Source organism: Rhodococcus sp. NPDC019050 (assembly GCF_055664235.1).
This window is the reverse complement of the sequence record NZ_JBVOON010000002.1, coordinates 243,454-267,313: the sequence shown is the minus strand read 5'-3', so window position 1 is coordinate 267,313 and position 23,860 is coordinate 243,454. Positions and strand designations below refer to the sequence as shown.

Annotated in this window: 26 protein-coding genes; 13 read left to right on the top strand and 13 right to left on the bottom strand. The window is 67.9% G+C overall.

What is annotated here, in order from left to right; all coding sequences use genetic code 11:
* Positions 1 to 35: 35 nt before the first annotated feature.
* Together AC0B44_RS03850 and AC0B44_RS03845 are read right to left on the bottom strand one after the other, a co-directional pair.
* A complete protein-coding gene (locus tag AC0B44_RS03850; protein WP_471901600.1) occupies positions 36 to 1,328 on the bottom strand; it encodes a class I SAM-dependent RNA methyltransferase in 1,293 nt (430 codons plus the stop codon).
* Positions 1,325 to 3,322 carry an APC family permease gene (locus tag AC0B44_RS03845; protein WP_471901599.1) on the bottom strand — a complete coding sequence of 666 codons (1,998 nt, stop codon included), beginning with the start codon at positions 3,320 to 3,322 and terminating at the stop codon, positions 1,325 to 1,327. Before AC0B44_RS03845 ends, AC0B44_RS03850 begins: the two co-directional genes overlap by 4 nt.
* Positions 3,323 to 3,504: 182 nt before the next feature.
* Here AC0B44_RS03845 and AC0B44_RS03840 point away from each other — a divergent pair, with 182 nt between their 5' ends.
* From AC0B44_RS03840 to eutC, 4 genes are all read left to right on the top strand, one after another.
* Positions 3,505 to 4,170 (top strand): potassium channel family protein, encoded by a 666-nt coding sequence (locus tag AC0B44_RS03840; protein ID WP_471901598.1) that lies wholly within the window; start codon positions 3,505 to 3,507, stop codon positions 4,168 to 4,170.
* A 34-nt stretch (positions 4,171 to 4,204) separates the two neighbouring features.
* Complete coding sequence (locus AC0B44_RS03835) at positions 4,205 to 4,858, top strand: potassium channel family protein (RefSeq protein ID WP_471901597.1); 654 nt, start codon at positions 4,205 to 4,207, stop codon at positions 4,856 to 4,858.
* Positions 4,859 to 5,000: 142 nt separating this feature from the next.
* Positions 5,001 to 6,413, top strand: a complete 1,413-nt coding sequence (locus AC0B44_RS03830; RefSeq protein ID WP_471901596.1) for an ethanolamine ammonia-lyase subunit EutB — start codon at positions 5,001 to 5,003, stop codon at positions 6,411 to 6,413.
* Entirely contained in the window at positions 6,410 to 7,183 is a 774-nt protein-coding gene (gene eutC / locus AC0B44_RS03825; RefSeq protein WP_471901595.1) for an ethanolamine ammonia-lyase subunit EutC, read from the top strand. Before AC0B44_RS03830 ends, eutC begins: the two co-directional genes overlap by 4 nt.
* A 20-nt stretch (positions 7,184 to 7,203) precedes the next feature.
* Here eutC and AC0B44_RS03820 read toward each other — a convergent pair whose 3' ends face one another.
* Complete coding sequence (locus tag AC0B44_RS03820) at positions 7,204 to 7,902, bottom strand: DUF3159 domain-containing protein (RefSeq protein WP_471901594.1); 699 nt, start codon at positions 7,900 to 7,902, stop codon at positions 7,204 to 7,206.
* Between the two features lie 85 nt (positions 7,903 to 7,987).
* Positions 7,988 to 8,365, bottom strand: coding sequence for an OB-fold nucleic acid binding domain-containing protein (locus AC0B44_RS03815; RefSeq protein ID WP_471901593.1), 378 nt, complete (start codon positions 8,363 to 8,365; stop codon positions 7,988 to 7,990).
* 133 nt (positions 8,366 to 8,498) lie between these two features.
* Here AC0B44_RS03815 and AC0B44_RS03810 point away from each other — a divergent pair, with 133 nt between their 5' ends.
* Complete coding sequence (locus AC0B44_RS03810) at positions 8,499 to 9,263, top strand: alpha/beta fold hydrolase (RefSeq protein ID WP_471901592.1); 765 nt, start codon at positions 8,499 to 8,501, stop codon at positions 9,261 to 9,263.
* On the opposite strand, the gene AC0B44_RS03805 is transcribed toward AC0B44_RS03810, so the two are convergent.
* Together AC0B44_RS03805 and dut are read right to left on the bottom strand one after the other, a co-directional pair.
* Entirely contained in the window at positions 9,260 to 10,225 is a 966-nt protein-coding gene (locus AC0B44_RS03805) for a DUF3710 domain-containing protein (protein ID WP_471901591.1), read from the bottom strand. The two genes, AC0B44_RS03810 and AC0B44_RS03805, sit on opposite strands and share 4 nt — an antisense overlap.
* A gap of 1 nt (position 10,226) precedes the next feature.
* Positions 10,227 to 10,697: a dUTP diphosphatase gene (dut, locus tag AC0B44_RS03800; protein WP_471901590.1), complete on the bottom strand. Its 471-nt coding sequence runs from the start codon at positions 10,695 to 10,697 to the stop codon at positions 10,227 to 10,229.
* Between the two features lie 149 nt (positions 10,698 to 10,846).
* Here dut and AC0B44_RS03795 point away from each other — a divergent pair, with 149 nt between their 5' ends.
* Complete coding sequence (locus AC0B44_RS03795) at positions 10,847 to 11,281, top strand: DUF3093 domain-containing protein (RefSeq protein ID WP_471901744.1); 435 nt, start codon at positions 10,847 to 10,849, stop codon at positions 11,279 to 11,281.
* A gap of 116 nt (positions 11,282 to 11,397) precedes the next feature.
* On the opposite strand, the gene AC0B44_RS03790 is transcribed toward AC0B44_RS03795, so the two are convergent.
* Positions 11,398 to 11,700: a DUF4193 domain-containing protein gene (locus tag AC0B44_RS03790; protein ID WP_072698476.1), complete on the bottom strand. Its 303-nt coding sequence runs from the start codon at positions 11,698 to 11,700 to the stop codon at positions 11,398 to 11,400.
* A gap of 381 nt (positions 11,701 to 12,081) precedes the next feature.
* Here AC0B44_RS03790 and cei point away from each other — a divergent pair, with 381 nt between their 5' ends.
* Positions 12,082 to 12,765: an envelope integrity protein Cei gene (gene cei, locus AC0B44_RS03785; protein WP_471901589.1), complete on the top strand. Its 684-nt coding sequence runs from the start codon at positions 12,082 to 12,084 to the stop codon at positions 12,763 to 12,765.
* Between the two features lie 89 nt (positions 12,766 to 12,854).
* On the opposite strand, the gene AC0B44_RS03780 is transcribed toward cei, so the two are convergent.
* Positions 12,855 to 13,733 (bottom strand): inositol monophosphatase family protein, encoded by an 879-nt coding sequence (locus AC0B44_RS03780; RefSeq protein WP_471901588.1) that lies wholly within the window; start codon positions 13,731 to 13,733, stop codon positions 12,855 to 12,857.
* Between the two features lie 173 nt (positions 13,734 to 13,906).
* On the opposite strand from AC0B44_RS03780, the gene ppgK reads away from it, so the two are divergent.
* Both ppgK and AC0B44_RS03770 read left to right on the top strand, forming a co-directional pair.
* Positions 13,907 to 14,701 carry a polyphosphate--glucose phosphotransferase gene (ppgK, locus tag AC0B44_RS03775; RefSeq protein WP_471901587.1) on the top strand — a complete coding sequence of 265 codons (795 nt, stop codon included), beginning with the start codon at positions 13,907 to 13,909 and terminating at the stop codon, positions 14,699 to 14,701.
* A gap of 133 nt (positions 14,702 to 14,834) precedes the next feature.
* Entirely contained in the window at positions 14,835 to 16,196 is a 1,362-nt protein-coding gene (locus AC0B44_RS03770) for an RNA polymerase sigma factor (protein WP_471901586.1), read from the top strand.
* Positions 16,197 to 16,296: 100 nt separating this feature from the next.
* Here AC0B44_RS03770 and AC0B44_RS03765 read toward each other — a convergent pair whose 3' ends face one another.
* Positions 16,297 to 17,193, bottom strand: coding sequence for a zinc-binding dehydrogenase (locus AC0B44_RS03765; protein ID WP_471901585.1), 897 nt, complete (start codon positions 17,191 to 17,193; stop codon positions 16,297 to 16,299).
* 67 nt (positions 17,194 to 17,260) lie between these two features.
* Positions 17,261 to 17,434, bottom strand: coding sequence for a hypothetical protein (locus AC0B44_RS03760; RefSeq protein WP_471901584.1), 174 nt, complete (start codon positions 17,432 to 17,434; stop codon positions 17,261 to 17,263).
* 79 nt (positions 17,435 to 17,513) lie between these two features.
* Here AC0B44_RS03760 and AC0B44_RS03755 point away from each other — a divergent pair, with 79 nt between their 5' ends.
* Together AC0B44_RS03755 and AC0B44_RS03750 are read left to right on the top strand one after the other, a co-directional pair.
* Positions 17,514 to 17,873 carry an MmcQ/YjbR family DNA-binding protein gene (locus AC0B44_RS03755; RefSeq protein ID WP_471901583.1) on the top strand — a complete coding sequence of 120 codons (360 nt, stop codon included), beginning with the start codon at positions 17,514 to 17,516 and terminating at the stop codon, positions 17,871 to 17,873.
* The gene (locus AC0B44_RS03750; RefSeq protein ID WP_471901582.1) at positions 17,873 to 19,204 is read left to right on the top strand and encodes a replication-associated recombination protein A; all 1,332 of its coding nucleotides are present in this window, start codon (positions 17,873 to 17,875) and stop codon (positions 19,202 to 19,204) included. Before AC0B44_RS03755 ends, AC0B44_RS03750 begins: the two co-directional genes overlap by 1 nt.
* Positions 19,205 to 19,278: 74 nt before the next feature.
* Here AC0B44_RS03750 and AC0B44_RS03745 read toward each other — a convergent pair whose 3' ends face one another.
* Positions 19,279 to 19,623 carry a DUF952 domain-containing protein gene (locus AC0B44_RS03745; protein ID WP_471901581.1) on the bottom strand — a complete coding sequence of 115 codons (345 nt, stop codon included), beginning with the start codon at positions 19,621 to 19,623 and terminating at the stop codon, positions 19,279 to 19,281.
* Between the two features lie 291 nt (positions 19,624 to 19,914).
* On the opposite strand from AC0B44_RS03745, the gene AC0B44_RS03740 reads away from it, so the two are divergent.
* Complete coding sequence (locus AC0B44_RS03740; protein ID WP_471901580.1) at positions 19,915 to 20,115, top strand: DUF7455 domain-containing protein; 201 nt, start codon at positions 19,915 to 19,917, stop codon at positions 20,113 to 20,115.
* Between the two features lie 210 nt (positions 20,116 to 20,325).
* Here AC0B44_RS03740 and AC0B44_RS03735 read toward each other — a convergent pair whose 3' ends face one another.
* The gene (locus AC0B44_RS03735) at positions 20,326 to 22,053 is read right to left on the bottom strand and encodes a DEAD/DEAH box helicase (RefSeq protein ID WP_471901579.1); all 1,728 of its coding nucleotides are present in this window, start codon (positions 22,051 to 22,053) and stop codon (positions 20,326 to 20,328) included.
* A 231-nt stretch (positions 22,054 to 22,284) separates the two neighbouring features.
* Between AC0B44_RS03735 and AC0B44_RS03730 the strand changes: the two genes are divergently transcribed.
* A complete protein-coding gene (locus AC0B44_RS03730; protein WP_471901578.1) occupies positions 22,285 to 23,616 on the top strand; it encodes a YihY/virulence factor BrkB family protein in 1,332 nt (443 codons plus the stop codon).
* On the opposite strand, the gene AC0B44_RS03725 is transcribed toward AC0B44_RS03730, so the two are convergent.
* Complete coding sequence (locus tag AC0B44_RS03725) at positions 23,589 to 23,825, bottom strand: DUF3039 domain-containing protein (RefSeq protein WP_471901577.1); 237 nt, start codon at positions 23,823 to 23,825, stop codon at positions 23,589 to 23,591. The genes AC0B44_RS03730 and AC0B44_RS03725 overlap by 28 nt on opposite strands.
* Positions 23,826 to 23,860 lie beyond the last annotated feature (35 nt).

Sequence of the window (23,860 nt, the reverse complement as noted above, 5' to 3'; positions counted from 1 at the left end):
CACAAGCTCGTTCCCGGAGGTTCGTCCGTTCCCGTTCAGCGAGTGAACAACGCCAGGCACTCCACGTGATGAGTCGACGGAAACGCAGCGAAAGCGCGAAGGTCGGTCAGTTCGTATCCCTGGGCCCGGTACAGGCCCACGTCCCGGCCGAACGAGGCGGGGTCGCACCCGAGATGCACGACCCGGCGGGGTCCCGCCTCGGCGATCGCAGCCACCACGTCCTTACCGGCACCGGCGCGCGGCGGATCCAGAACGACGACCTCCGGAGCAGGCAGGTCACCGACCACGCGCTCCACGCGGCCCTGACGGAACGAAATCTGGTCCACGTCCGAGAGTGCCGCAGCCCCGTCCTCCACCGCGGTGCGCGACGACTCGACCGACACCACACTCCCCCGGCTGCCCACCTGGCCCGCGAGCGCCGCCGCGAAAACACCGGCTCCGCCGTACAGATCCCAGACGGTGCTGCCCTCGGATGCCTGAGCCCACTGGGCAACCACCTCGGAGTAGGTCGTCGGCGCGCCGCGATGGGCCTGCCAGAAATTCGTTGCCGCGACGGCCCATTCACGGTCACCGACACGTTCGATCGGACGCCCCGAACCCTCGACCACCTTTTCCGCCCGCGGCGCGCTCGTGGCGGCGCGTCGTGCGGACGCGCCGCGTCGACCCGGGCTCTTACGCCCGATGTTCGAAATCGCGGGAGGCGCGATCTCCACGATGTGCCGATCGCCGTTCGCGTCGAGCACCACCTGAAGGTCCGCCCCGGGACGCCACACCCGGTCGGTCAGCCCGCGATAGGCCGCGGCGTCGATCTGGGGGCACGCGAGCTCGGGGATCACCTCGTTGCTGTGGTAGCGCCGGTAACCGGGGTTGCCGGCGGCGTCCACCGCGAGCCGGACGCGAGTCCGCCACAGCGTGCCGTCGGGCGCCCCGCCCGGAATCTCCTCCACGGCGATGTCGCGCTCGATGCCGCCGAGCCGGCGGAGCTGCTCGCTCACCACCGCACCTGCGATGCGTCGTTGAGCCGGCACGGACGCGTGGGACATGTCGCAGCAACCGGCACCGCCCGGACCCGACACGGGACAGGTCGGGTCGACGCGATCCTCCGAGGCCTCGAGGATCTCCACCGCGTCGGCGAAACAGAACGAACCGCCGCGGTCCTCGGTGACCAGCGCGAACACTCGCTCACCGGGAAGGCCGTGGCGCACGAAGATCACCCGGCCCTCGGACCGGGCGACGCAGAACCCGCCGTGTGCGGGATTGCCCAGGATCACCTCTACCCGGCGTCCGGACCAATCCGTGCGCGTGCCCTGCTGTTCCTGCCGACTCACTGCTGTTCCTCCTTGTCGAGACCCCGGCGCACCGCTCCGGGCGCCGAATCGATCCGTTCTCGCGCCACCGTCGCCGACGAACGCAGCTGCCACGGCACGCTCGTGACCATCACCCCGGGCTGGAAGAGGAGACGACTCTTGAGGCGCAACGCACTCTGGTTGTGCAGGATCTGCTCCCACCAATGCCCCACCACGTACTCCGGGATGAACACCGTCACCACGTCGCGCGGGGAGTCACGCCGGACCCGCTTCACATAGTCGAGAACGGGCCTGGTGATCTCACGATACGGCGACTCGACGACCTTCAACGGCACGGTGAGGTCGCTGCGTTCCCATTCGCGGACGAGTTTGCGGGTGTCTTCCTCGTCCACGTTCACGGTGATGGCCTCGAGGGTGTCCGGCCGGGTCGCCCGCGCGTACGCCAGCGCGCGCAATGTGGGCAGGTGGAGCTTCGATACGAGCACGATCGAGTGCGTCCGGCTCGGGAGGACCCCTTCCCACTCCGCGCCTTCGAGTTCGGCCGCGATGGCGTCGTAATGGCGTCGTATCGCCTTCATCACACCGAAGATCGCCACCATCGTCACGACGGCGATCCACGCGCCGGCGGTGAACTTGGTGACGAGCACGACCAGGAGCACGGCCGTGGTCGCCACGTACCCGATCCCGTTGATGAGCCGGGACCGCTGCATGCGGCCCCTGGCCGCCGGGTCGGTCTCGGTGGCGAGGAGCCGCGTCCAGTGCCGCACCATCCCCGCCTGACCGAGACTGAACGCCACGAAGACGCCGACGATGTAGAGCTGGATGAGCTTGGTCACCTCGGCGTCGAAGAGCCACACGAAAATGATGGCGAGACCCGAGAGGAACAGGATTCCGTTGCTGAACGCGAGACGGTCGCCGCGGGTGTGCAGCTGGCGCGGCAGGTAGCGATTCTGGGCGAGCACCGAAGCGAGCACCGGGAAGCCGTTGAACGCGGTGTTGGCGGCGAACACGAGGATCACCGCGGTCACGACCGCCATGAGGAAGAAGGCGACCGGAAGGTCGCTGAAGATGGTCTGGGCGAGCTGAGCGACCAGTGTCTTCTGCTCGTACCCCTCCGGTGCACCACGAAGCTGCGTCGCCGGGTTCTCGGCGACCACCACGCCGAGCCGCTGAGCCATGAACACCACTCCGAGGAAGAGGGTGACGGCGATCGCGCCGACCAGGAACAGAGTCGTTGCGGCGTTGCGGGCCCGGGGCTTCCGGAACGCCGGTACCCCGGTGCTGATCGCCTCGACGCCCGTCAAGGCTGCACAGCCGGACGAGAACGCCCGCGCCAGAAGGAAGATGAACGCGATCGCGGTGAGGTCGGTCTGTTCGGCGACCAACTCGAACTCCGCCGACTCGGCCCGCAGATCCTCGCCCAGCACGACGATCTGCACCACTCCCCAGACGAGCATCACCATCATGGCGCCCACGAAGGCGTAGGTCGGGAACGCGATCGCCTTGCCGGCCTCCCGTAGGCCCCGCAGATTCACCGCGGCGAGCACGGCGATCGCCGCGATGGCGAACAGCACCTTGTGCGCGGCAACGAAAGGCACCGCAGACCCGATGTTCGCGGCGGCCGACGACAACGACACCGCGACGGTCAGCACGTAGTCGACCATGAGGGCGCTGCCGACCGTCAGACCCGCCGTGGCGCCGAGGTTCTTCGTCGCGATCTCGTAATCGCCACCCCCCGACGGGTAGGAGCGCACATTCTGCCGGTAGCTCGCGACGACGATCACGAGGACCACCGCCACCGCAAGCCCGATCCACGGCGAGAACGCGTAGGCGGACAGTCCGGCGATGGACAGGACGAGGAAGATCTCCTCCGGGGCGTACGCCACCGACGACAACGCGTCGGACGCGAACACGGGGAGAGCTATCCGCTTGGGCAACTGATCGTGCCCGAGGCTGTCGCTGCGGAACGGGCGACCCAGCAGGAGCCGTTTCGTGGCGGTCGAAAGCTTGGACACCCGCAAAGCGTAAGCCGTCCGCCAGGTGGAGCGCCGCATCGGACGCCGCTGTCCGATTGCACACACCACGCGCGGTTCCGTCCTGTCCGACCTCACACCCGACCGCCGAGCGGTACGGTTTCCGTTCGGCGACCGCGAACCGTGGCCGCCTCGCTCGACGACCGAAGAAACGGAGTGTCCCCGTGTACGTGGTGGTGATGGGGTGTGGCCGGGTGGGTTCGTCCGTGGCCACCGCGCTCGCGCGACTCGGCAACGAGGTCGCGGTCGTCGACCGCGATCCGAGCGCATTCCTGCGACTCGGCCCGGATTTTCCGGGCCACACGGTGGTCGGGATGGGATTCGACCGTGACGTACTGGTCAGGGCCTGCATCGAACGGGCCGACGCGTTCGCCGCCGTGTCGTCGGGCGACAACTCGAACATCATCTCGGCCCGGGTCGCCCGCGAGACCTTCGGCGTGGAACGGGTGGTCGCGCGGATCTACGACGCTAAGCGCGCCGCTGCCTACGAACGCCTCGGCATCCCCACGGTTGCGACCGTGCCGTGGACCACGGACCGGTTCCTGCACGCGCTCACCCACGACAGCGAGACCGCACGCTGGCGCGATCCGACGGGTTCGGTGGCCGTGGCCGGTGTCGACGTCCACGAGGACTGGGTGGGACGGCGCGTCACCGAACTCGAGGAGGCGACCGGTTCCCGCGTCGCGTTCCTCATCAGGTTCGGAACGGGTCTGCTTCCGGACCGCAGAACCGTCATCCAGGCCGACGATCTGGTCTACATCGCCGCTGTGTCCGGTTCTGCCGCCGAGGCGATCGCGCTGGCCGAAAGCCCTCCACCGGAGGACAACTGAGCATCATGACCCCGTCAACCGAGAGGAACCGTCGATGAAGGTGGCCATCGCCGGCGCGGGAGCAGTCGGGCGATCCATCGCCCGTGAACTCGTGCGCAACAACCACGAGGTCATGCTGCTCGAGCGCAAACTCGACCATGTCGAGCCCGCCGCCGTGCCGGAAGCCAAGTGGGTCCACGCCGATGCCTGCGAGCTCAGCCTGCTGGAAGCGGCCGGTCTGGAGAACTACGACGTCGTGATCGCCGCCACCGGCGACGACAAGGTCAACCTCGTCCTGAGTCTGCTCGCCACCACCGAGTTCGGTGTGCCACGTGTCGTGGCCCGGGTCAACGATCCCCGCAACGAATGGCTCTTCGACGAGTCCTGGGGCGTCGATGTCGCGGTGTCCACTCCGCGCATGCTCGCGGCGCTCGTCGAGGAAGCCGTCACCGTGGGCGATCTGGTCCGGTTGATGACGCTGCGCAAGGGTGCGAACCTCGTCGAGATCACGCTTCCCGACACCACCGCACTTGCAGGTAAGCCCGTCCGCAAACTGCAGTTGCCGCGCGACGCCGCGCTGGTGACGATCCTGCGGGGTGAGCGGGTGATCGTCCCGCAACCCGACGATCCCCTCGAAGGTGGCGACGAACTGTTGTTCGTCGCATCGCTGGAAGTCGAGGACGCGTTGCGCGCGGCCGTCGGCCTCTAGCCGCCCTCTCCCCTCGCCCTCGGCGTAGCCGGAGCAGACCGGGGCCCTCCCCGTCACGACCGGCGCCTGCCGGGCCACGCCGTTACGCTGTGCCGACCAGGACGCCGGGCGGCGTGGCTGGAGACCCGGAGGTGACCGAGCCATGACCGTGTATCGGCAGCAGATCGCCGGTGCCGCGCACGAGTTCCACGGTCTCGTGGATCTGCTGGCCAAAGCGTCCCCGCGACGATCGGGTGACGAACTCGCCGGGTGCGCCGCACAGTCCGACGCCGAACGCGCGGCGGCCCAGTGGTCGCTCGCGGAGGTGCCGCTGACCACCTTCCTCACCGACGCACTCGTCCCCTACGAAACGGACGAGGTCACCCGTCTGATCGTCGACACGCACGACGCCGAGGCGTTCTCCCCCGTCGCGCACCTGACGGTCGGCGACCTCCGTGACCACTTGCTCGCCGTCGCCTCCCGGCCCGATTCCGCGTCGGTGCTCGGATCGCTCGCGTCCGGGCTCACCCCCGAGATGGTCGCCGCCGTGACCAAGATCATGCGCAACCAGGATCTGATCGCCGTCTCGCGCGCCGCGAACGTGACCAGCGCCTTCCGCACGACCGTCGGCCTGCCGGGACGATTGTCGACGCGGTTGCAACCGAACCACCCGCTCGACGATCCGCACGGTGTCGCGGCGGCGGTACTCGACGGCCTGCTGATGGGCTGCGGCGACGCGGTGGTCGGGAGCAATCCCGCAAGCGACTCCCCGCACGCGGTCGCCGACCTGCTCCACCTCCTCGACGACATCCGTCAGCGGTTCTCGATTCCGGTCCAGTCGTGTGTGCTGACCCATGTCACGACGACCCTCGACCTGATCGAGCAGGGCGCGCCCGTCGATCTGGTGTTCCAGTCCGTCGCGGGCACCGAGGGCGCCAACCGCGGTTTCGGGGTGGATCTCGCGCTTTTGCGGCAGGGCAACGAGGCGGCGCGGGCGCTGGGCCGGGGCACCGTCGGTGAGAACGTCATGTATCTGGAAACGGGACAGGGCTCGGCGCTCTCCTCCGGCACGCACCTGGGCACCGGCGGACGCCCGGTCGATCAGCAGACGTTGGAAGCCCGCGCGTACGCGGTAGCGCGAGACCTGAACCCCCTGCTGGTGAACACCGTCGTCGGATTCATCGGGCCCGAGTACCTGTACGACGGCAAGCAGATCATCAGGGCAGGTCTCGAGGACCAGTTCTGCGGAAAACTGCTCGGCCTGCCGATGGGCGTCGATGTCTGCTACACCAATCACGCCGAGGCCGACCAGGACGACATGGACACTCTGCTCACGCTGCTGGGTGTCGCCGGAACCGCTTTCGTCATCACTGTGCCGGGGGCCGACGACGTCATGCTCGGTTACCAGTCGCTCTCGTTCCACGACGCGCTGTACGTGCGGGAGGTGCTCGGCCTGCGTCCGAGTCCGGAATTCGAGGACTGGCTCCGCGGGCAAGGGATGGCCGACGAATCCGGTCGCATCCTGCCGGTCGATGTGGCGGCGTCGCCCCTGCGAGCACTCGGAGGTGCGTTGTGACCGACGTGTGGGACGAACTACGACGCCACACCCGGGCCCGGATCGGGCTGGGGCGGGCAGGAAACGGCTTGCCCACGCAGCGGCACCTGGAGTTCGTCGCCGCACACGCTGTGGCACGAGACGCCGTCCATACCCCGCTCGACGTGGCGTCCCTCGTGGAACGGTTGCGGGCCCTCGACCTCGGAGGCGCGCAGGACGGACGCGCATTCGGTGACCCGCTGACCGTCCGCAGCGCGGCGGAGAATCGAGCCGTCTACCTCCGCCGTCCCGACCTGGGGCGCCGGCCGGAGGAAGGTACGGCGCTGCCGCACAGCGGCGCCGACATCGGAATCGCTCTGTGCGACGGATTGTCGTCCACGGCGACCCTCGCCCACGGGCCCGAACTCGCCGCCGCGATCGTCCGGGCGCTTCCCTGCCTGACCTTCGCGCCGCCGGTGATCGCGACCCAGGCGCGGGTCGCACTCGGCGATCACATCGGTGCGCAATTGGGCGTGACGACGATGCTCGTGCTCATCGGGGAACGTCCCGGACTCTCGGTTGCCGACAGTGTCGGTGTCTACCTGACGCATCACCCCGAGCCCGGCCGACGAGACTCCGAACGCAACTGCGTGTCGAACATCCATCCGCCGCACGGGATGAGCTGTGAGCAGGCCGCGCGGGTGGTCGCTGCCCTCGTGGACGGCGCCCGGAGGCTCGGTGCCTCGGGAGTCACGCTCAAGGACAGCTCGCGTGATCCGTCGCTGACCGCGGCGGAGCAGCGCGCGTTGTAGCCGGCCGATCCGGCGGACGGTTACGCGTCGCGGTCGAACGGAGGCTTCGTGTCGCGGCGATCCTCGGGGAGCGCATGACGGGGACCTGCCGCGGGTTCAGGAGCGGGTTCGGGGGCCGGTTCGACGAGGCGGTCGGCCTTGCGCACCGCCCACAGGGTCACCAGCAGTACGAGTCCGGTGAGCGGCCAGCCCATTCCGATGCGGGCGACGGCCAGCCATCCGGTTTCGTCGGCGTCGTAGAGGTGGTTCTGCACCAGATAGCGCGCCAGGAACACCAGCGCCCAGGCGACGGTCGCGATGTCGTACGCGCGAACGGCGTCCTTGTGGGTGCGCCACCGGGAACCCTGCCCGTTGAGCATGCCCCAGATGACACCCACGAGTGGCCTGCGGACGAGCACGGAGACGACGAACGCCCCGCCGTACACGAGGCTCGCGTAGATTCCGAAGAGGAAGTAGCCCTTGGCGTCACCGGTGCGGTACGCGATGAAAGCGCACACCGCGACACCGATGAAACCCGAGATCGCGGGCTGGATCGGGGTTCCCCGAATCAGTCGCCACACCAGCACGCCGCAGGCGACGGCCAGCGCAGTCCAGATGGCGACCGTCAATCCCCACCAGCTGTTGGCGGGCACGAACACCAGTACCGGCAGCGTCGAATACACCAACCCGCTGATGCCACCGAGTTGCTCCAGCATCGTCTGCTGCTTGATGTCGCTCACTCCTACGAGAGTGCCACATTCGCGGGGACGTACCCGGTGCGGACCGGTGGCGACACCTCGACCGCCGCGCCCGGATGCCGCATCGTCAGGCGGGGCCGCGCAATTCGTAGTACGGGTTGTAGATCACGCGCCGGCCGTCGCGTTCGCCCACGCGGCCGCGTACCAGCAGGGTCTTACCGGTTTCGATACCGGGGATACGCCGGCGTCCGATCCAGACGAGCAGGAGGGAATCGGTTCCGTCGAAGAACTCCGCCTGCACTGTCGGAGCGGCGGCCTTCGAGCACGACTCCACGCTGCGGAGCCGGCCGAACATGGTGACTTCCTGACCGCGGGTGCACTGGACGACGGGAACTGCACCGGTCGAATGTGACGACTCGGCCATCTCCTCGGCGTCGAGTTCTTCGAGGTCCTCGGTCAACCGACGAGTGAGCCGGCGTAGGTAACCGGCCGCGGCGGGTGGCATGGCGCGCTCCTGTACACGGTGGGCACATGTGAATGCCCGAAATTGTCGTTCGATCGCAACTGTAGACCGATTCCGGGCAAGCACAAGCACACCGGGTGACGGCCCGTTTCCAGGCATTCGGCAGGATTGTGACATGTCCCGCACCGAGCCTCTCACCGTCGATTCCAGCACCGTCCGCGTTGCCGTCGTTCTGCCCGGAACGGGCTCCGACGCGCACTTCGTCGACCGGGTGTTCCGTGAGCCACTTCGCTCCCGGGGAATCGACATCGTCGCGGTCGAGCCCGACCCGCGAGGCGTGGTGGACAGCTATGTCCGCGCCATGGACGCCGCGGCGCGCCGTGGCCCGGTACTGGTCGGCGGGGTATCGATCGGCGCGGCAGTCGCGCTGGAATGGGCGGCGAATCATCCGGACCTCGCCGTGGGTGTGCTGGCCGCCCTGCCCGCGTGGACCGGCGATCCGCGGTCCGCGCCCGCTGCGGCGAGCGCGCGATGGACCGCGTCGGAGTTGCGTACGCACGGACTGGAAGCTGTGACCGCCGCGATGGCGGCGTCGAGCCCGGCGTGGCTCGCCACAGAACTGACCCGGTCGTGGAAAGCGCAGTGGCCGGACCTTCCGTCCGCACTCGAAGAAGCGGCGGGTGTGCACGCCCTCGATGTCGACGGCCTTCGCGCGCTACAGGTGCCGGTCGGTGTCGCGGCTGCGGTGGACGACGCCGTACATCCGCTGGAAACGGGTCGGCAGTGGGCGCGCGAGATCCCGCGGGCGGCACTGGCGACCCTGAGCCTGGCCGATATCGGTGCCGATCCGACCGGACTGGGCGGATCGTGCCTGGCGGCGCTCGACGAAGCGTGCGCCGGTCCGCGCCCCGAAGAGGACCGGACCGGCGCCACGGGCTAGAAGCCCAGCTGCTGCATGGCGGAACCCGACTCGCCGCGACGCGGAGGCTGCGGCTGCCGGGCGACCGGCGGCGGGTACGCCCCCGCAGGCGGCTGCGGCGCGGGCCCTCCACCCTGTCGTGGCTGAGGTACACCCTGCTGCGGGGGCCGGCCCTGCCGAGGAGCCTGTGCCTGCTGCGGGGGCTGTTGCTGTCGCGCCCCGGCCTGCTGCTGCGCGGCCTGCTGCTGCGCCGCCTGTTGCTGCGCTGCTGCCGCGAGCTGGTTCGCGAGCGTTTCCGGCAGAACGACCGGCAAGGGCGCGCGCACCGGGTAGGGCTCGGTTCCGCGACGCACCACGGTGCCGGCGACGACCGCACGCGCAATCGCCACCAGTTCCGAGTCCGCGCCGGCATTGCCGGTCGGACCGGCGACGACACACCGGATCATCCAGCGCGGCCCGTCCACGCCGATGAATCGGAGATCGGCGTTCGGCGTCGTGCCGTGCAGTTCCCGGCCCCAGGGCCCGGACTCCATGCTCACCGTCGCGTTGTCGTTCCGGAGCGTCTCGGACAGTTCTGCGGCGACTTCACGCCACTGCCCCGGCGACTTCGGCGCGGCGTAGGCGGAGACGGTGATCCGCCCGTACTGCGTCACCAGATGAACATTCTGCGGCGCGCCGTTCTGCGCCATCTCGACCTGGATCTGGCTTCCCTGCGGGAGGGGCACGAGTACGGATCCGAGGTCGAGGCGAGAACCGGTGATGCTCTCTTCGTCGATCTCGGTGATGTCGAACGGGCCGGCGTCGCCGGCGGGGCCGGTCGCGTAGTCGTCGTAACCGGACTCGTCGTATCCGGCCTCGTGATAGGTGCCCTCGTCGTAGGGTGCGTCGTCGTAGGCACCGTCGTGGTAGCTGCTGTCGTCGGAATAGGACTGTTCGCCGTGAGCGGCATCGTCCGATCCACGCTTCTTGCGACGTCCGAACATGTCAGGAACCTTCCTTCACGAGACCCGCGTGTCCGCCACTCGACCCGTACCCGCCGCTTCCGCGCGCGGTGTCGTCGAGTTCGTCGACCTCCACGAAGTCGACCAGTTCGACGCGCTGGACCAGCAACTGGGCGATCCGGTCACCTCGACGCAGTTCGACTGCGCTTTCGGTGTCGTGGTTGATCAAGCAGACCTTGATCTCTCCACGGTATCCGGCATCGACGGTCCCAGGAGTGTTCACCACCGACAGGCCGAACTTCGCAGCCAGTCCCGATCTCGGATGGATGAGCCCGACCGTACCGACGGGCAGAGCAACGGAGATACCGGTTCCGACCAGAGCTCGCTGCCCTGGTTCGAGGGTCAGGTCGACGGTCGTGCAGAGGTCGACACCCGCGTCACCGGGGTGAGCGCGGGTGGGCACGGGGATCCCGGGGTCGAGACGACGCAGCGGGATGCGCGGAAGATCGGTCACGGGGACCGAGGTTACTCCGCGGATCGCGCGCCGCCGCTGCGGGCGCGAAGCCGCGGATGGACGGCGACTATCCTGGGCCTGTGTCTCGATCCTCTCGCTCCGGAGCGACCCCCAGCCGGACCACCGGCGCCCCGACCTTCTCCGAACAGATGTGGGTGCCGTGGTGGTGGTGGCCCATCGGGCTCGGCATCGCCGGCCTGCTCGCGGCCGAGCTGCACATGGGCGCGCCGGGCCTCTACGCGTGGCTGCCCTACGTCCTTCTGCTGCCCTTCCCGATCTGGGCACTGATCTGGCTGTCCCGCAGCAAGGTGGAGGTTGTCGACGGCGAACTGGTCGTGGGGCGCGCGCACCTGCCGGTGGATGTGATCTCGCGGGGTGTGGTGGTTCCGGCGTCGGCGAAGAGTGCGGCGATGGGGCGTCAGCTCGACCCGGCAGCGTTCGTGCAGCACCGCCCCTGGGTGAAGACCATGGCCCTGGTCGTTCTGGACGATCCCGACGATCCGACGCCCTACTGGTTGATCAGTACCCGGCGTCCCGCCGAGCTGCTCGCTGCGCTCGGGTGCGACGTGACCCCGCAGAAGTAGACCGGGAACGATACGAGGACGTCCGGGTGAGTGCGGCAATCATCGCCGCAACCACCCGGTGCCGTCATATGGGGCGACCACGCGGCACTGTCATGTCGCGCGGTCGCAGGGGGATGTCAGGCCGCGCAGTCGCGGCAGATCATTACGCCGTTCTCCTCGGTTGCCAGTCTGCTGCGGTGATGCACCAGGAAGCAGCTCGAGCACGTGAACTCGTCGGCCTGCTTGGGCACGACGCGCACCGACAGCTCTTCGCCGGACAGATCGGCACCGGGCAACTCGAAAGACTCGGCGGTGTCCGATTCGTCGACGTCCACCACAGCGGACTGCGCTTCGTTACGCCGCGCCTTCAGTTCCTCGAGTGAATCCTCCGACACCTCGTCACTTTCGGTCCGCCGCGGTGCGTCGTAGTCAGTCGCCATGTCCTCTTACCTTCTAATCTTCGTGCGGGCGCTCAGCAGAAGCACGGATGATGCTCCCGGCCAAGGCAACGCTCGACGGTGTGATGAAGTTCCCTGGATAAGTTCCGGATCCCGGACCTACCCGAATACGTGTAATCCCAACCCGCTCGTATCCACTTCTACGACACGGGCCGCCGAACAATAGCCGACGCCGCGTGGAAATATGCAATCAATTTCGCAGCCGGGCGGCAATTGTCGAGTAATTGTCACCAACACCACAGAAACCCGGGACATTCCCGGACGCCGAACAGGGACACCTCCGGAGCCCGGCACCGGCTCGAGCACTCGCCCTCTAGAGTGAGTGCGCACCATCACCGGTACGAACACGAGAGGCAGGGCGGCGTGGTTTCCCTGATCACCCAAGGCACCGCTACCGACAAGCGCGGCCGGCCGTTCCGCCGTCGCCGGACGGTACCGGCAGCGATCGCCGCGGCCGTTCTCGCAGTCGCGACGATCGCCGTCTGGAGCACGGTGTTCAGCTCGGTCGAACCCGTGACCACCACGGTCGCCTGCAATCCTCCGTCGCTCGACGTGTCCGGCCCGGACGGCGCGCGGCCTGCACCCCTCGGTGACGTCGTGGATCGCTCGACACTGCTCGACATCGAGCCCGCACCCCTGGGATCCACCCGCGTGCGCGTCTTCAACGCCAACGGCGAACGTGGTCAAGCGACGCACGTGGCCGCCCAGTTGAGCGATTACGGGTTCGCGAGCGCACCGGACGTGCAGGCCGGCAACGACCCCGTCTACCTGGATCAGAACATGCAGTGCCAGGGGCAGATCCGGTTCGGCGAGTCCGGCAAGGCCGCCGCCGGCTCGGTGTGGCTTCTCGCTCCGTGCGCCGAGCTGATCCAGGACACGCGGGAGGACGACACCGTCGACTTCGCGCTCGGCACGTACTTCAAGGACCTCTCCCCCTCCGCCGACGCCGAAGAGGTCCTGCGGACCTTGCGTGAGGTCCCGACGGGCGAGGGTCCCGCGCCGCTCGACATCGACCTTCTCACCGCTGCCCGCAATGCGCGCTGCTGATTACTTTTTCACTTCGGGTGCAAATGGGGACGACGGTCACAATTCACGTGACCGCGGCAACTGACATTTGGGTGATTCGGGCGGATTACTCAATTCGGCATGTTGTGATTTGCGCCTAATTCCGTGAGCAACTCGTCGAATGCAACTGCGATTCCGGGCGCAGCCGCGACGGTGACCTCGCCGGCGTCGCCGAAGCCCAGGGGTAGCCGAAGCGCCGCCCCGGCCTCCGCCGCGACGAGCGCACCCGCGGCCCAGTCCCACGGATTGAGTCCGTGCTCGTAGTGGGCGTCGACGCGACCGGCGGCCACCATGCAGAGGTCGAGTGCGGCCGCGCCGATCCGCCGGATGTCACGGACCTGTGGCAGCAGCCCCGCCACGATCGCACCCTGACGGCCGCGCCACTCCGGCGAGTACGAGAATCCCGTCGCCACGAGCGACAGACGCAGGTCCGTCACCGGGTTGCAGCGCAGCGCCGTGACCTGGCCGTGTGCGTCCTCGAGGGTGGCGCCCAGACCTTCGGCTGCCGAATAGGTGTCGCCGGACGCGATGTCGACCACCGCCCCCGCCACCGATCGACCGTCCACCTGCGCGGCGACCGAGACCGCCGACGCGGGGATCCCGTAGACGAAATTGACGGTGCCGTCGATGGGATCGACGACCCAGCGCACCCCGGTCTCCCCCGTGCCCGCGACCTCGCTGCCCCCGCTCTCCTCCCCGAGGAACGCGTCCCCGGGCCGCAGATCCCGCAGGCGGGCGCGGATCAGTTCTTCACTCTCGGTGTCCGCCACGGTCACGGGATCGGTGTGCGTCGATTTCGTGCGAACCGAATCTCCGTCATCCGACCCCGGAGGACCGAAGAGTTCACCCCGCCGGGCTCGGACATGCGTGGCGGCTTCGCGGGCGACGGTGACGGCCACCTCGCGCAGGGCGGACAGTTGCTGTTCCGTGAAGCTTCGCTCGACAGGCATCTGATCATCCGAACACACCCGCTCCCACCGCACCAGTGCACGGCGCGTCGCGCGCGGCGAGCTACCCCTAAACCGGTTCACCGCCCCGGGCCGCGGCGGGCCACACTATCGTTGCGACAGGCGCGCAGTTCGGGTTCCGCCCGGACGGACGATGCGAACGAGAGGAATACGCGATGACCCAGGACACCCCGTCGGGTTCGTTGGATTCGGTGCAGTCGTCGAACCTGGGGTTCGGGGTCGACGTCGGTGGCAGTGGCATCAAGGGTGCGGTGGTGGATCTCGACACCGGGCAATTCGTCGGTGAGCGGATCAAGATCCCCACTCCCCAGCCGTCGACGCCGGAGTCGGTTGCCGAGACGGTCGCCCAGATCGTGGAGCAGGCCGACTGGTCCGGCCCGGTGGGAGTCACCCTGCCGTCGGTTCTCATGGGTGGCACCGTCCGCACGGCCGCGAACATCGACTCGTCGTGGATCGACACCGACGCGATCGGCTTGTTCACCGAGGCACTCGGCCGGCAGGAAATCTCCGTGCTCAACGACGCCGACGCCGCCGGGATCGCGGAGGACCGCTACGGCGCCGCGAAGGACACCGACGGAGTGATCATCCTCCTCACTTTCGGCACGGGCATCGGTTCCGCCGTGCTGCACAACGGCGTCCTGCTTCCCAACACCGAGTTCGGCCACATGGAGATCGACGGGCACGAAGCGGAGCACATCGCCGCGTCGTCGGTGAAGGACAAGCTCGGCCTGTCGTACAAGCAGTGGGCCAAACGAGTCTCCGGAGTTCTCGAGCACTACGAGGCGCTGTTGTGGCCCGACCTGTTCATCGCGGGCGGCGGGATCAGCCGCAAACATCACAAGTGGATCCCGCTGTTGACGAACAGAACTCCCGTCGTGCCGGCCGAACTGCGCAACGGTGCGGGGATCGTCGGAGCGGCATATGCAGCAAAAACCGGCGTAACTCCCTGAGTCGCGCTCATCCTCTCCGGGCGGAATCGTTACAATGGTCCTCAGCCGGCCGGAACCGGCCTGATCCCGACAGACCTCTCCGCCGGAACACCTCTGGCGCGACGCCGCACTACCTCGTCACGAAAGGGCGTACGTGGCAGCCACCGACATCCACACCGCTGATTCAAAGAACGAATCCGCACCAGTTGCAGGCGCCTCCGGCGCCGCCCCAGACGCTGAGGACACCGCGCCGAGCACCAAGCCCCCAGCGAAGAAGGCCGCAGCGAAAAAGGCTCCCGCCAAGAAAGCCGCAGCAAAGAAGGCTCCCGCCAAGAAGGCTGCAAAGAAGGCTCCCGCCAAGAAGACCGCGGCCAAGAAGGCCACCGGAGCGGCGGGCGAGGAAGAATTCGACGCCGCCAACGTAGCCGATCTCGCCGACCTCGAGATCAACGAAGGCGAACTCGCCACCACCGAGGATGTCGTGGTGGTGGAAGAGGAAGAGCCGACCGAGAAGGACAAGGCGTCGGGCGACTTCGTCTGGGACGAAGAAGAGTCCGAGGCGCTGCGTCAGGCCCGCAAGGATGCCGAGCTCACCGCCTCCGCGGACTCGGTTCGTGCGTACCTGAAGCAGATCGGCAAGGTTGCCCTGCTCAACGCCGAGGAAGAAGTCGAGCTCGCCAAGCGCATCGAGGCGGGTCTCTACGCGGTCTACCGTCTGCAGCAACTCGCCGAGAAGGGCGAGAAGCTGCCCGTGGCGCAACGTCGCGATATGAACTGGATCTGCCGCGACGGCAACCGCGCCAAGAACCACCTGCTCGAAGCGAACCTTCGACTCGTGGTCTCGCTTGCCAAGCGCTACACCGGCCGCGGAATGGCGTTCCTGGACTTGATCCAGGAAGGCAACCTCGGTCTCATCCGCGCCGTCGAGAAGTTCGACTACACCAAGGGCTACAAGTTCTCCACCTACGCCACGTGGTGGATCCGGCAGGCGATCACGCGTGCGATGGCCGACCAGGCCCGCACGATCCGCATCCCGGTGCACATGGTCGAGGTCATCAACAAGCTCGGTCGCATCCAGCGCGAACTGCTCCAGGATCTCGGGCGCGAGCCCACCCCGGAAGAGTTGGCGAAGGAAATGGACATCACGCCCGAGAAGGTGCTGGAGATCCAGCAGTACGCGCGTGAACCCATTTCGCTCGACCAGACGATCGGCGACGAAGGCGACAGCCAGCTCGGCGACTTCATCGAGGACTCCGAAGCTGTCGTCGCGGTGGATGCCGTGTCGTTCACGCTGCTGCAGGACCAGCTCCAGTCCGTCCTCGAGACGCTCTCCGAGCGCGAGGCGGGCGTCGTTCGGCTGCGCTTCGGCCTCACCGACGGCCAACCGCGCACGCTCGACGAGATCGGTCAGGTCTACGGCGTGACCCGTGAGCGCATCCGCCAGATCGAGTCGAAGACCATGTCGAAGCTGCGGCACCCGTCGCGCTCGCAGGTACTGCGCGACTACCTCGACTAGCAGTTCCCGACAACCGTGCCCCGACCTGCCGTGACGGCGGGTCGGGACACAGTTGTATCTACGCTCGGGGACATGCTCCCTCCCGTGACCCGGCGCTGCCTCATGCCTCGGGGAGGACGATGACGTACTTTCCGGGCTGGTGACGGGACTCCACGTTGCGGTGTGCGTCGGCGACCTTCTCGAGCCCTCCGTAGGCTTCGGCGACGACGACGTTCATGGTGCCGGCTTCGATGGCGCGCAGGTACTGGTCCAGCGCCTCGGCGGGGAGGTCGCTGGCTTCACCGGCATAGCTGGTGAGGCGCACTCCGTTGTGGATGGTGAACGGGTCGAAGTCGGGGATGGTCCAGGCGCCGCTGAGCGCGCCGACGAAGCAGACGGTGCCGCCGGCGCGGGTGGGGGAGAGCACATCCGGCAGTGAGGTGGCGCTCACGAACTCGAGTGCTGCGTCGATTCCCTCCGGTGCGATCGCGCGGATCGCGTCCGGGAGGGTGTCGTCGTCCACGAGGGCGTGGTCGGCGCCGACACGGGTGAGGAGCTCGGCCCTGGAAGGGTTCCGGGTCGTGGCGATGACCGTGGCGCCGAGGTGGTGCGCGATCGCGACGGCCGTCAGCCCCACGGTGGACGTTCCGCCGTGGATGAGCACGGTCCGGCCGGACTTCAACCCCAGCCCGGTGGTGATCGAGCCGTGCGCGGTTTGCAGCATCTCCGGGAGTGCGCCGACGACGTCCCATCCCAGGTCGGTGTCGAACGGGATCACGTTCGCCGCGTCGACGAGGGTGTATTCGGCGTAGCTGCCGTCGATACTTCGGCCGAGGCCGCCCATCATGGTGGCGACCTTCTGCCCGGGAGCCAGGTCGACGCCGTCGCCGACGGCATCGACGACGCCCACGGCTTCGATGCCCAAAATCCTGGGGAAAGTGAAGTCGGGGCTGGATTCGCCCTTGCGGCTGGTGACCTCGGACTCGTTGACCCCGAACGCCCTAACGCGGATACGCACCCATCCCGTTCGGACCTCGGGGACGGGGACCTCGCTGACGGTGAGCCCGTCGGTGTCGACGGGGCGGTCAGGCGGATTGCGCGCATGGTGTCAGGCATGGTGATGCACCTTCGTGTGCGTTGACGGTGAGCGCGGTTCCGGCCGGGAGGACCCGGTCGAGCATGTAGAGGCTGATCTCGTCGAGGATGGGGCTCGTGGTGCCGATGGTGCGGACTACTGGTAGGTACCCTAATGCGTACATCAGTGCGCAGTACGCGCAATGGTTGATCCGTCCGGAGAGTGAGGCAGGGCGTGAGAGAAACCTTCGGGCAGGACACCCGGTGACGCTCACGGGGTCACGCCTGCAGCAGATCGCCCGCGATACGGCGGCGTCGCTGGAGGACGTCACTCACGGGCGTCCGTTCACGCCGTATCTGGACGTGTGGAAGGTCGGGAAGAAGGTGTTCCTCATCGTCACCGAGGACGACGCCGACCTGCAGATCATCACCGTGAAAGCCGACCCGCACCGCGGTGACGCGCTGCGCCGCACGCACGACACCATCACGACGGGGCACTACCTCGACAAGCACCACTGGATCTCGATCGGACCCGGCCCCGGCATCACGGCCGAGCTGGTCGAGAAGCTCGTGCTCGACTCCTATGAGCTCGCCGGCGACCACACCACGAGAGAGCATCCGTGATGAGCGGGCAATCGTCGCTCTTCGAACCGGACGACACTTCTCGGCCGTTGGCCGACCGGTTGCGGCCGCGCACCCTCACCGAGGTCGTCGGCCAAGACCACCTCCTGGCAGCCGATGCCCCGATCGGGCACATGATCGACGAGCGCCGGCTGGTGTCGATGGTGCTGTGGGGACCACCCGGATGCGGGAAGACGACCATCGCCCGGCTCCTCGCCGAGCAGACCGATCTCGTGTTCGAACCGCTGTCGGCGACGTTCTCGGGGGTCGCCGACCTCCGGAAGGTCTTCCTGGCGGCGAAGCAGCGACGGGACATCGGGCGGGGGACCCTGCTGTTCGTGGACGAGATCCACCGGTTCAACCGCGCCCAGCAGGATTCGTTCCTGCCCTACGTCGAAGACGGCACCGTCATCCTCGTGGGCGCGACCACGGAGAACCCCAGCTTCGAACTCAACGGCGCACTCCTGTCCCGCTGCCAGGTCTTCGTCCTCAAACGCCTCGACGAGGCAGCACTCGACACCCTCATCGGCCGCGCCGAGGAACTCCTCGGCGCACCGCTCCCGCTCGACGACGACGCCCGCCGGTCGCTCATCGCGATGGCCGACGGCGACGGCCGGTACCTGCTCAACATGATCGAGCAGATCCGAAACCTCCCCGCCCCTGTCGACACAGCCGCACTCGCGGCCGCGGTGCAGAAACGCGCACCCCTGTACGACAAGTCGCAGGAGGGCCACTACAACCTCATATCCGCCCTGCACAAGTCGATGCGCGGTTCCGACCCGGACGCAGCGCTCTATTGGCTCGCCAGGATGCTCGACGGCGGCGAGGACCCGCTGTTCATCGCACGCCGCATCACTCGATTCGCTAACGAAGACATCGGGATGGCCGACCCCCACGCAGTCCAGCAGGCTCTGGCCGCATGGGATGTGTACGAACGCTTGGGTTCCCCGGAAGGGGAGCTGGCGATCGCCCAGGCGGTGCTGTATCTCGCCACGGCACCGAAGTCGATCGGCGTGTACCGGGGCTTCGACACGGCGCGGGCCGCCGCGAAGCGCACCGGTTCGCTCATGCCGCCCGCGCACATTCTCAACGCCCCGACACGGCTGATGAAGAACCTCGGCTACGGCAAGGGCTACCGGTACGACCCCGACACGGACACCGGCTTCTCCGGCGCGAACTATTTTCCCGACGACATGCCCCGCGAGACGTTCTACGAACCCACCACCGGCGGATACGAACGCGCCGTCACCGAACGACTGAACCAGTGGGCGCAGCTACGCGCCGCGTCCTCCACCTCTGAGGACGACGCCACCCCGATTTCTCCCACCGACTGAGCTTTTCCACCGTGACCGATCTCGTCTCTCGAGCTGCGCTGTCTCACCGAGGGCAACTACCGCGAGCGGGCCGTTCACAGGGGCGCGAACAGACCGTCCGTGCCGGGCCGATAGTCGGAGACCGCGACGACCGCCGCGACCGGCAGCGGCCCGTACAGGTGCGGGAACCGCATCGACTCCGGGTCTCCGGGGACACCCGGCTCATAACGCACCGGGTCGGTGAGGGTGAACGGGTCCACGTGCAGCAGCACCAGGTCGGTCCGCCCGGTGAACAACCGGTTGGCGGGAAGATGTACCTGGCCCGGCGTCGACAGGTGCACGAATCCGGTCTCGCTCAGCGATGGCGGCCGCACTGCCCCGGCCTCGCGAGCCCGGCTCCACTCGTCGCGCGAACAGATGTGCAGGAGGGTGTCGGTCATCGGATCATTCTCGCCGTAGCCGCCTCGGTGCGCACCGCAACCGCTCCCGGCCGCCCTACCCCGGGTGGACTCGCTCACGCGCGCTGCGCTGTCAGCGAACACAACCTGGGACAAAGCGCCACGTCGGAGCCCTTTTCGCAGGTCCATGCGTGAACCGCACCACCATTGGGCACCCGGGGGAACAACCCATCGACCCGAAACGTCTGTCAGAGTAGATCCACCGCGCTACCCCCGGCGCGGCGGACCAGACCCCAGGCACCCGATTTCAGCGGTAGCCAGTTTGGAGGAGTCATGCCCGGTACGTTGACCAGCCCGAAGTTGACCGCTGCAGATCGCTGCGATCGGTGCAACGCTGCCGCTCGTGTCCGCGCCGTACTTCCGGCCGGTGGCGAGTTGTTGTTCTGTGGCCACCACGCCAACGAGCACGCCGATCGTCTCCGCGAACTCGGAGCGACGATTGCCAGCGAGGAAGAATCCGACGCGACCGTGTGACCCTCCGTCAGGAGCCACACGGCACCCGACCCGGAAGCGGGGGGGGGGGGGGGGGGGGGGGGGGGGGGGGGGGGGGGGGGGGCGGGCGGGGGGGGGGGGGGCCCGCGGAGCCCTACCCCCCCCCGCGTGTGGGACCCGCCGGGCGCCCCCCCCCCCCCCCCGCCCCCGCGGGGGCCCCCACCTGCTGTGGGCGCCCCCGCTTCTCGTTTGTCACCAGCTTCGCAGGATCGCGATCCGATCACGCAACTGCTCGACGGTGGCCATCGCGGTGGGTGGGCCCCCGCACTGCCGGCGGAGATCCCCGTGGATGACACCGTGCGGCTTACCCGTGCGGTGGTGGACCACCGCCACGAGGGAATTCAGCTCGCGCCGTAGCTGCGCCAGGGAATCGGCGGTCGCGACCCGCTCCGCGACCTGCGGCGGCGGTTCGTGCGCGGGTGCCTGCTTCGGCTTGTCGAGTTGCTGTTCCTGACGTTGCCGCAGGAGCGCCCGCATCTGGTCCGCGTCGAGCAGACCGGGCAGGCCGAGATAGTCGGCTTCTTCGTCGCTGCCGGAGAACGTCGCAGTGCCGAACGAGGAACCGTCGTAGATGACCTGGTCGAGTTCGGCGTCGGCGCCGAGCGACTGGAACGCCTTCTCGTCCTCCCCGGGCTCGTCCTTGCGGCGGTTCGCGTCGGCGAGCAGTTCGTCGTCGAACCCCTCCTTGACGCGGTGCGGTTTGCCGAGGATGTGGTCGCGTTGCGCCTCGAGCTGGCTGGCGAGGTCGAGCAGGACCGGAACCGACGGGAGGAAGACACTTGCGGTCTCGCCTTTGCGCCGTGCACGCACGAACCGTCCGATCGCCTGCGCGAAGTACAGCGGTGTGGACGCGCTCGTCGCGTACACCCCCACCGCGAGGCGCGGGACGTCGACGCCTTCGGACACCATGCGCACGGCGACCATCCAGCGCTGGGTGCTGGCGCTGAACTCCGAGATCCGCTTCGACGCGGTGGGATCGTCGGACAGGACGACGGCCGGCGCTTCGCCGGTGAGGACTTCGAGTGTCCGCGCGTAGGCGCGGGCAACGGTCTGATCGGTCGCGATGACCAGTCCGCCCGCGTCGGGCATACCGCCGGAGCGCAGTTGTTCGAGCCGGGTGTTCGCCGCGCGCAGGACGGCGGGGATCCAGTCGCCGTCCGGGTCGAGTGCGGTGCGCCAGGCCCTTGCCGTCTGTTCGGCGCTCAACGGCTCACCGAGGCGGGCGGTGAACTCCTCCCCCGCGTTGGTGCGCCATCGAGCCTCACCCGAGTACGCGAGGAAGACCACCGGCCGCACCACGCCGTCCGCGAGGGCATCGGCGTAGCCGTAGGAATGGTCGGCCTTGGACTGCATGAGCCCGTCGCCGTTCGGTTCGTATGTGACGAACGGAATGGCGCTGTCGTCACTGCGGAACGGCGTACCGGTCAGTGCGAGCCGCCGGGTCGCGTCGCCGAACGCCTCCCGGATGCCTTCGCCCCAGCTTTTTGCGTCACCGCCGTGGTGGATCTCGTCGAGGATCACCAGAGTCCGGCGCGCTTCGGTGCGCACCCGATGCTTGAACGGGTGCGACGCCACCTGTGCGTACGTCACGACGACACCCTGGAAATCGCTCGAGGTCTGGCCGGTCGAGTTCGAGAAGTTGGAGTCCAGGGCGATGCCGACGCGGGCGGCGCCCGCTGCCCACTGGTGCTTGAGGTGCTCGGTCGGCGCGACAACCGTGATCTGGTCGACGGTGCGGTCGCGAAGCAGTTCCGATGCCACACGCAGCGCGAAGGTCGTCTTACCCGCGCCCGGGGTTGCCACCGCGAGGAAGTCACGGGGCTTGGTCGCTAGGTACTTCGTCAGGGCGCGACGCTGCCAGGCGCGAAGCTGTCCCCCGGGGGCGGAGGTCGTAGCTTGTCCGACGGTTTCGATGCTCACCGGTTTCTCGTGCTCCTTGTCCGCATAGCTCTGATCGACCTCCGCCGGTGCCACGACTTTTTCGCCTCGACCGGACGTCGACCGTCCTGAAGCCTAACGTCTCGGCGCACCGATCCCGGCCACGAACCGCGCGCCGAAGATCACCCCGGGACGGATCGTGGCAGACTTTCCCTGCACCCAACCCGCCCGGCAGCACGCACAACACCTTGTCGTCGGGAATGCTGGAAGTAGATGAACGACACAACCCGATCCGCCTCGTCGAACTCCCGCGGCCGCGCACGGCACGCGGTACGCCGGAGTGGGCAGGTCGTGTGGCACACCTTGTCGATGGCGTGGTCCCATTCCATCTTCAGCAAGGCGGCGACGGCGGCCTTCTGGCAGACGCTGTCGTTGCCGCCGCTGCTGCTCGGACTCCTCGGCAGCCTCGGATACGTGGGCGGATGGTTCGGACCGGACACCGTCGACATCATCACGTCCAAGATCGTCACGTTCACCCGAACAGCGTTCAGCGACAGCGTCGTGGACCAGATCATCCAGCCCACGGTGGAGGACGTACTCAACCGTGGCCGCGCCGACGTGATGTCGGTCGGGTTCCTGCTCTCGTTATGGGCCGGTTCTTCGGCGATCTCGACTTTCGTCGACTCGATCGTAGAAGCCCATCATCAGCAGAACCACCGCAACCCGATCTGGCAGCGCATCTTCGGGTTGCTGCTCTACGTGATGTTCCTCATCCTCGCGGTGTTCACACTGCCGTTGGTCGCTCTCGGGCCGACGATGATCGGCCGGTTGCTGCCCGATTCCTGGTACAACCTCGGGTCGACGATCGTCGACACGTTCTACTACCCCGGGGTGGGGCTTCTGCTGCTGGTCGGCCTCACCACGCTGTACAAGGTGGCGTTGCCGAAGTCGCTGCCCTGGCACCGGTTGCTCGGGGGTGCGCTGGTCGCGGGAGCGTTCTTCATCGCGGCGAGTATCGGGCTCCGCTGGTACCTGACGATCATCACGTCGACCGGATACACCTACGGCGCGCTGGCGGCGCCCATCGCGTTCCTGCTCTTCACGTTCTTCCTGGGCTTCGCCGTCGTGCTGGGCGCAGAGTTCAACGCGACCATCCAGGAGTTCTGGCCGGCCAGGGCGACGAGGATGGAGCAATGGAAGGAGTGGCTCTCTGCGCAAGCCGACCAAGAGCCGTCGCCCGAACTCGGTGCGGTCACCAACTTGACGCGGCGGATCACCACGGCGAGCCCGATCCGGATCTCCGACCTGCTGCGACCGGGAGATCAGGAGCCGGAGGCGTGCCCGATCGACAGCCACAGCCCGCCGGACGCCCGGGACGTCGATGCCCCGATCACTTGCCTGAACGAGCGCACGGAGCCCGACCGGGAGTGCCACGACCGGGAGTGCTCGGACGGCGCGGCACCCCCTCCCTCACAAACGCCCGGACATGCAGAAGAAGCCGGGGGAGAGCACTCTCCCCCGGCCGACGATGCCGATCTGCTGCCTCTGGATCCGGCTGCCGGGACCGTGCCCGACGCTCACTCGCCCTTGCGCAGGCCTTCGTAGACCTTCTTGCACTCGGGGCACACCGGCGAACCGGGCTTCGGCGATCGAGTGACCGGGAATACCTCACCGCACAGCGCGACGACTTGAGTCCCCATAACCGCGCTTTCCGCGATCTTGTCCTTCTTCACGTAGTGGAAGAACTTGGGAGTATCGTCTTCGGTCGTCTCGTCGGTGGTGGTATCCGGCCGTTCCTTGGTATCCGTGCTCACGCATCCATGATGCCGCACGACGACCGGAGATGCGC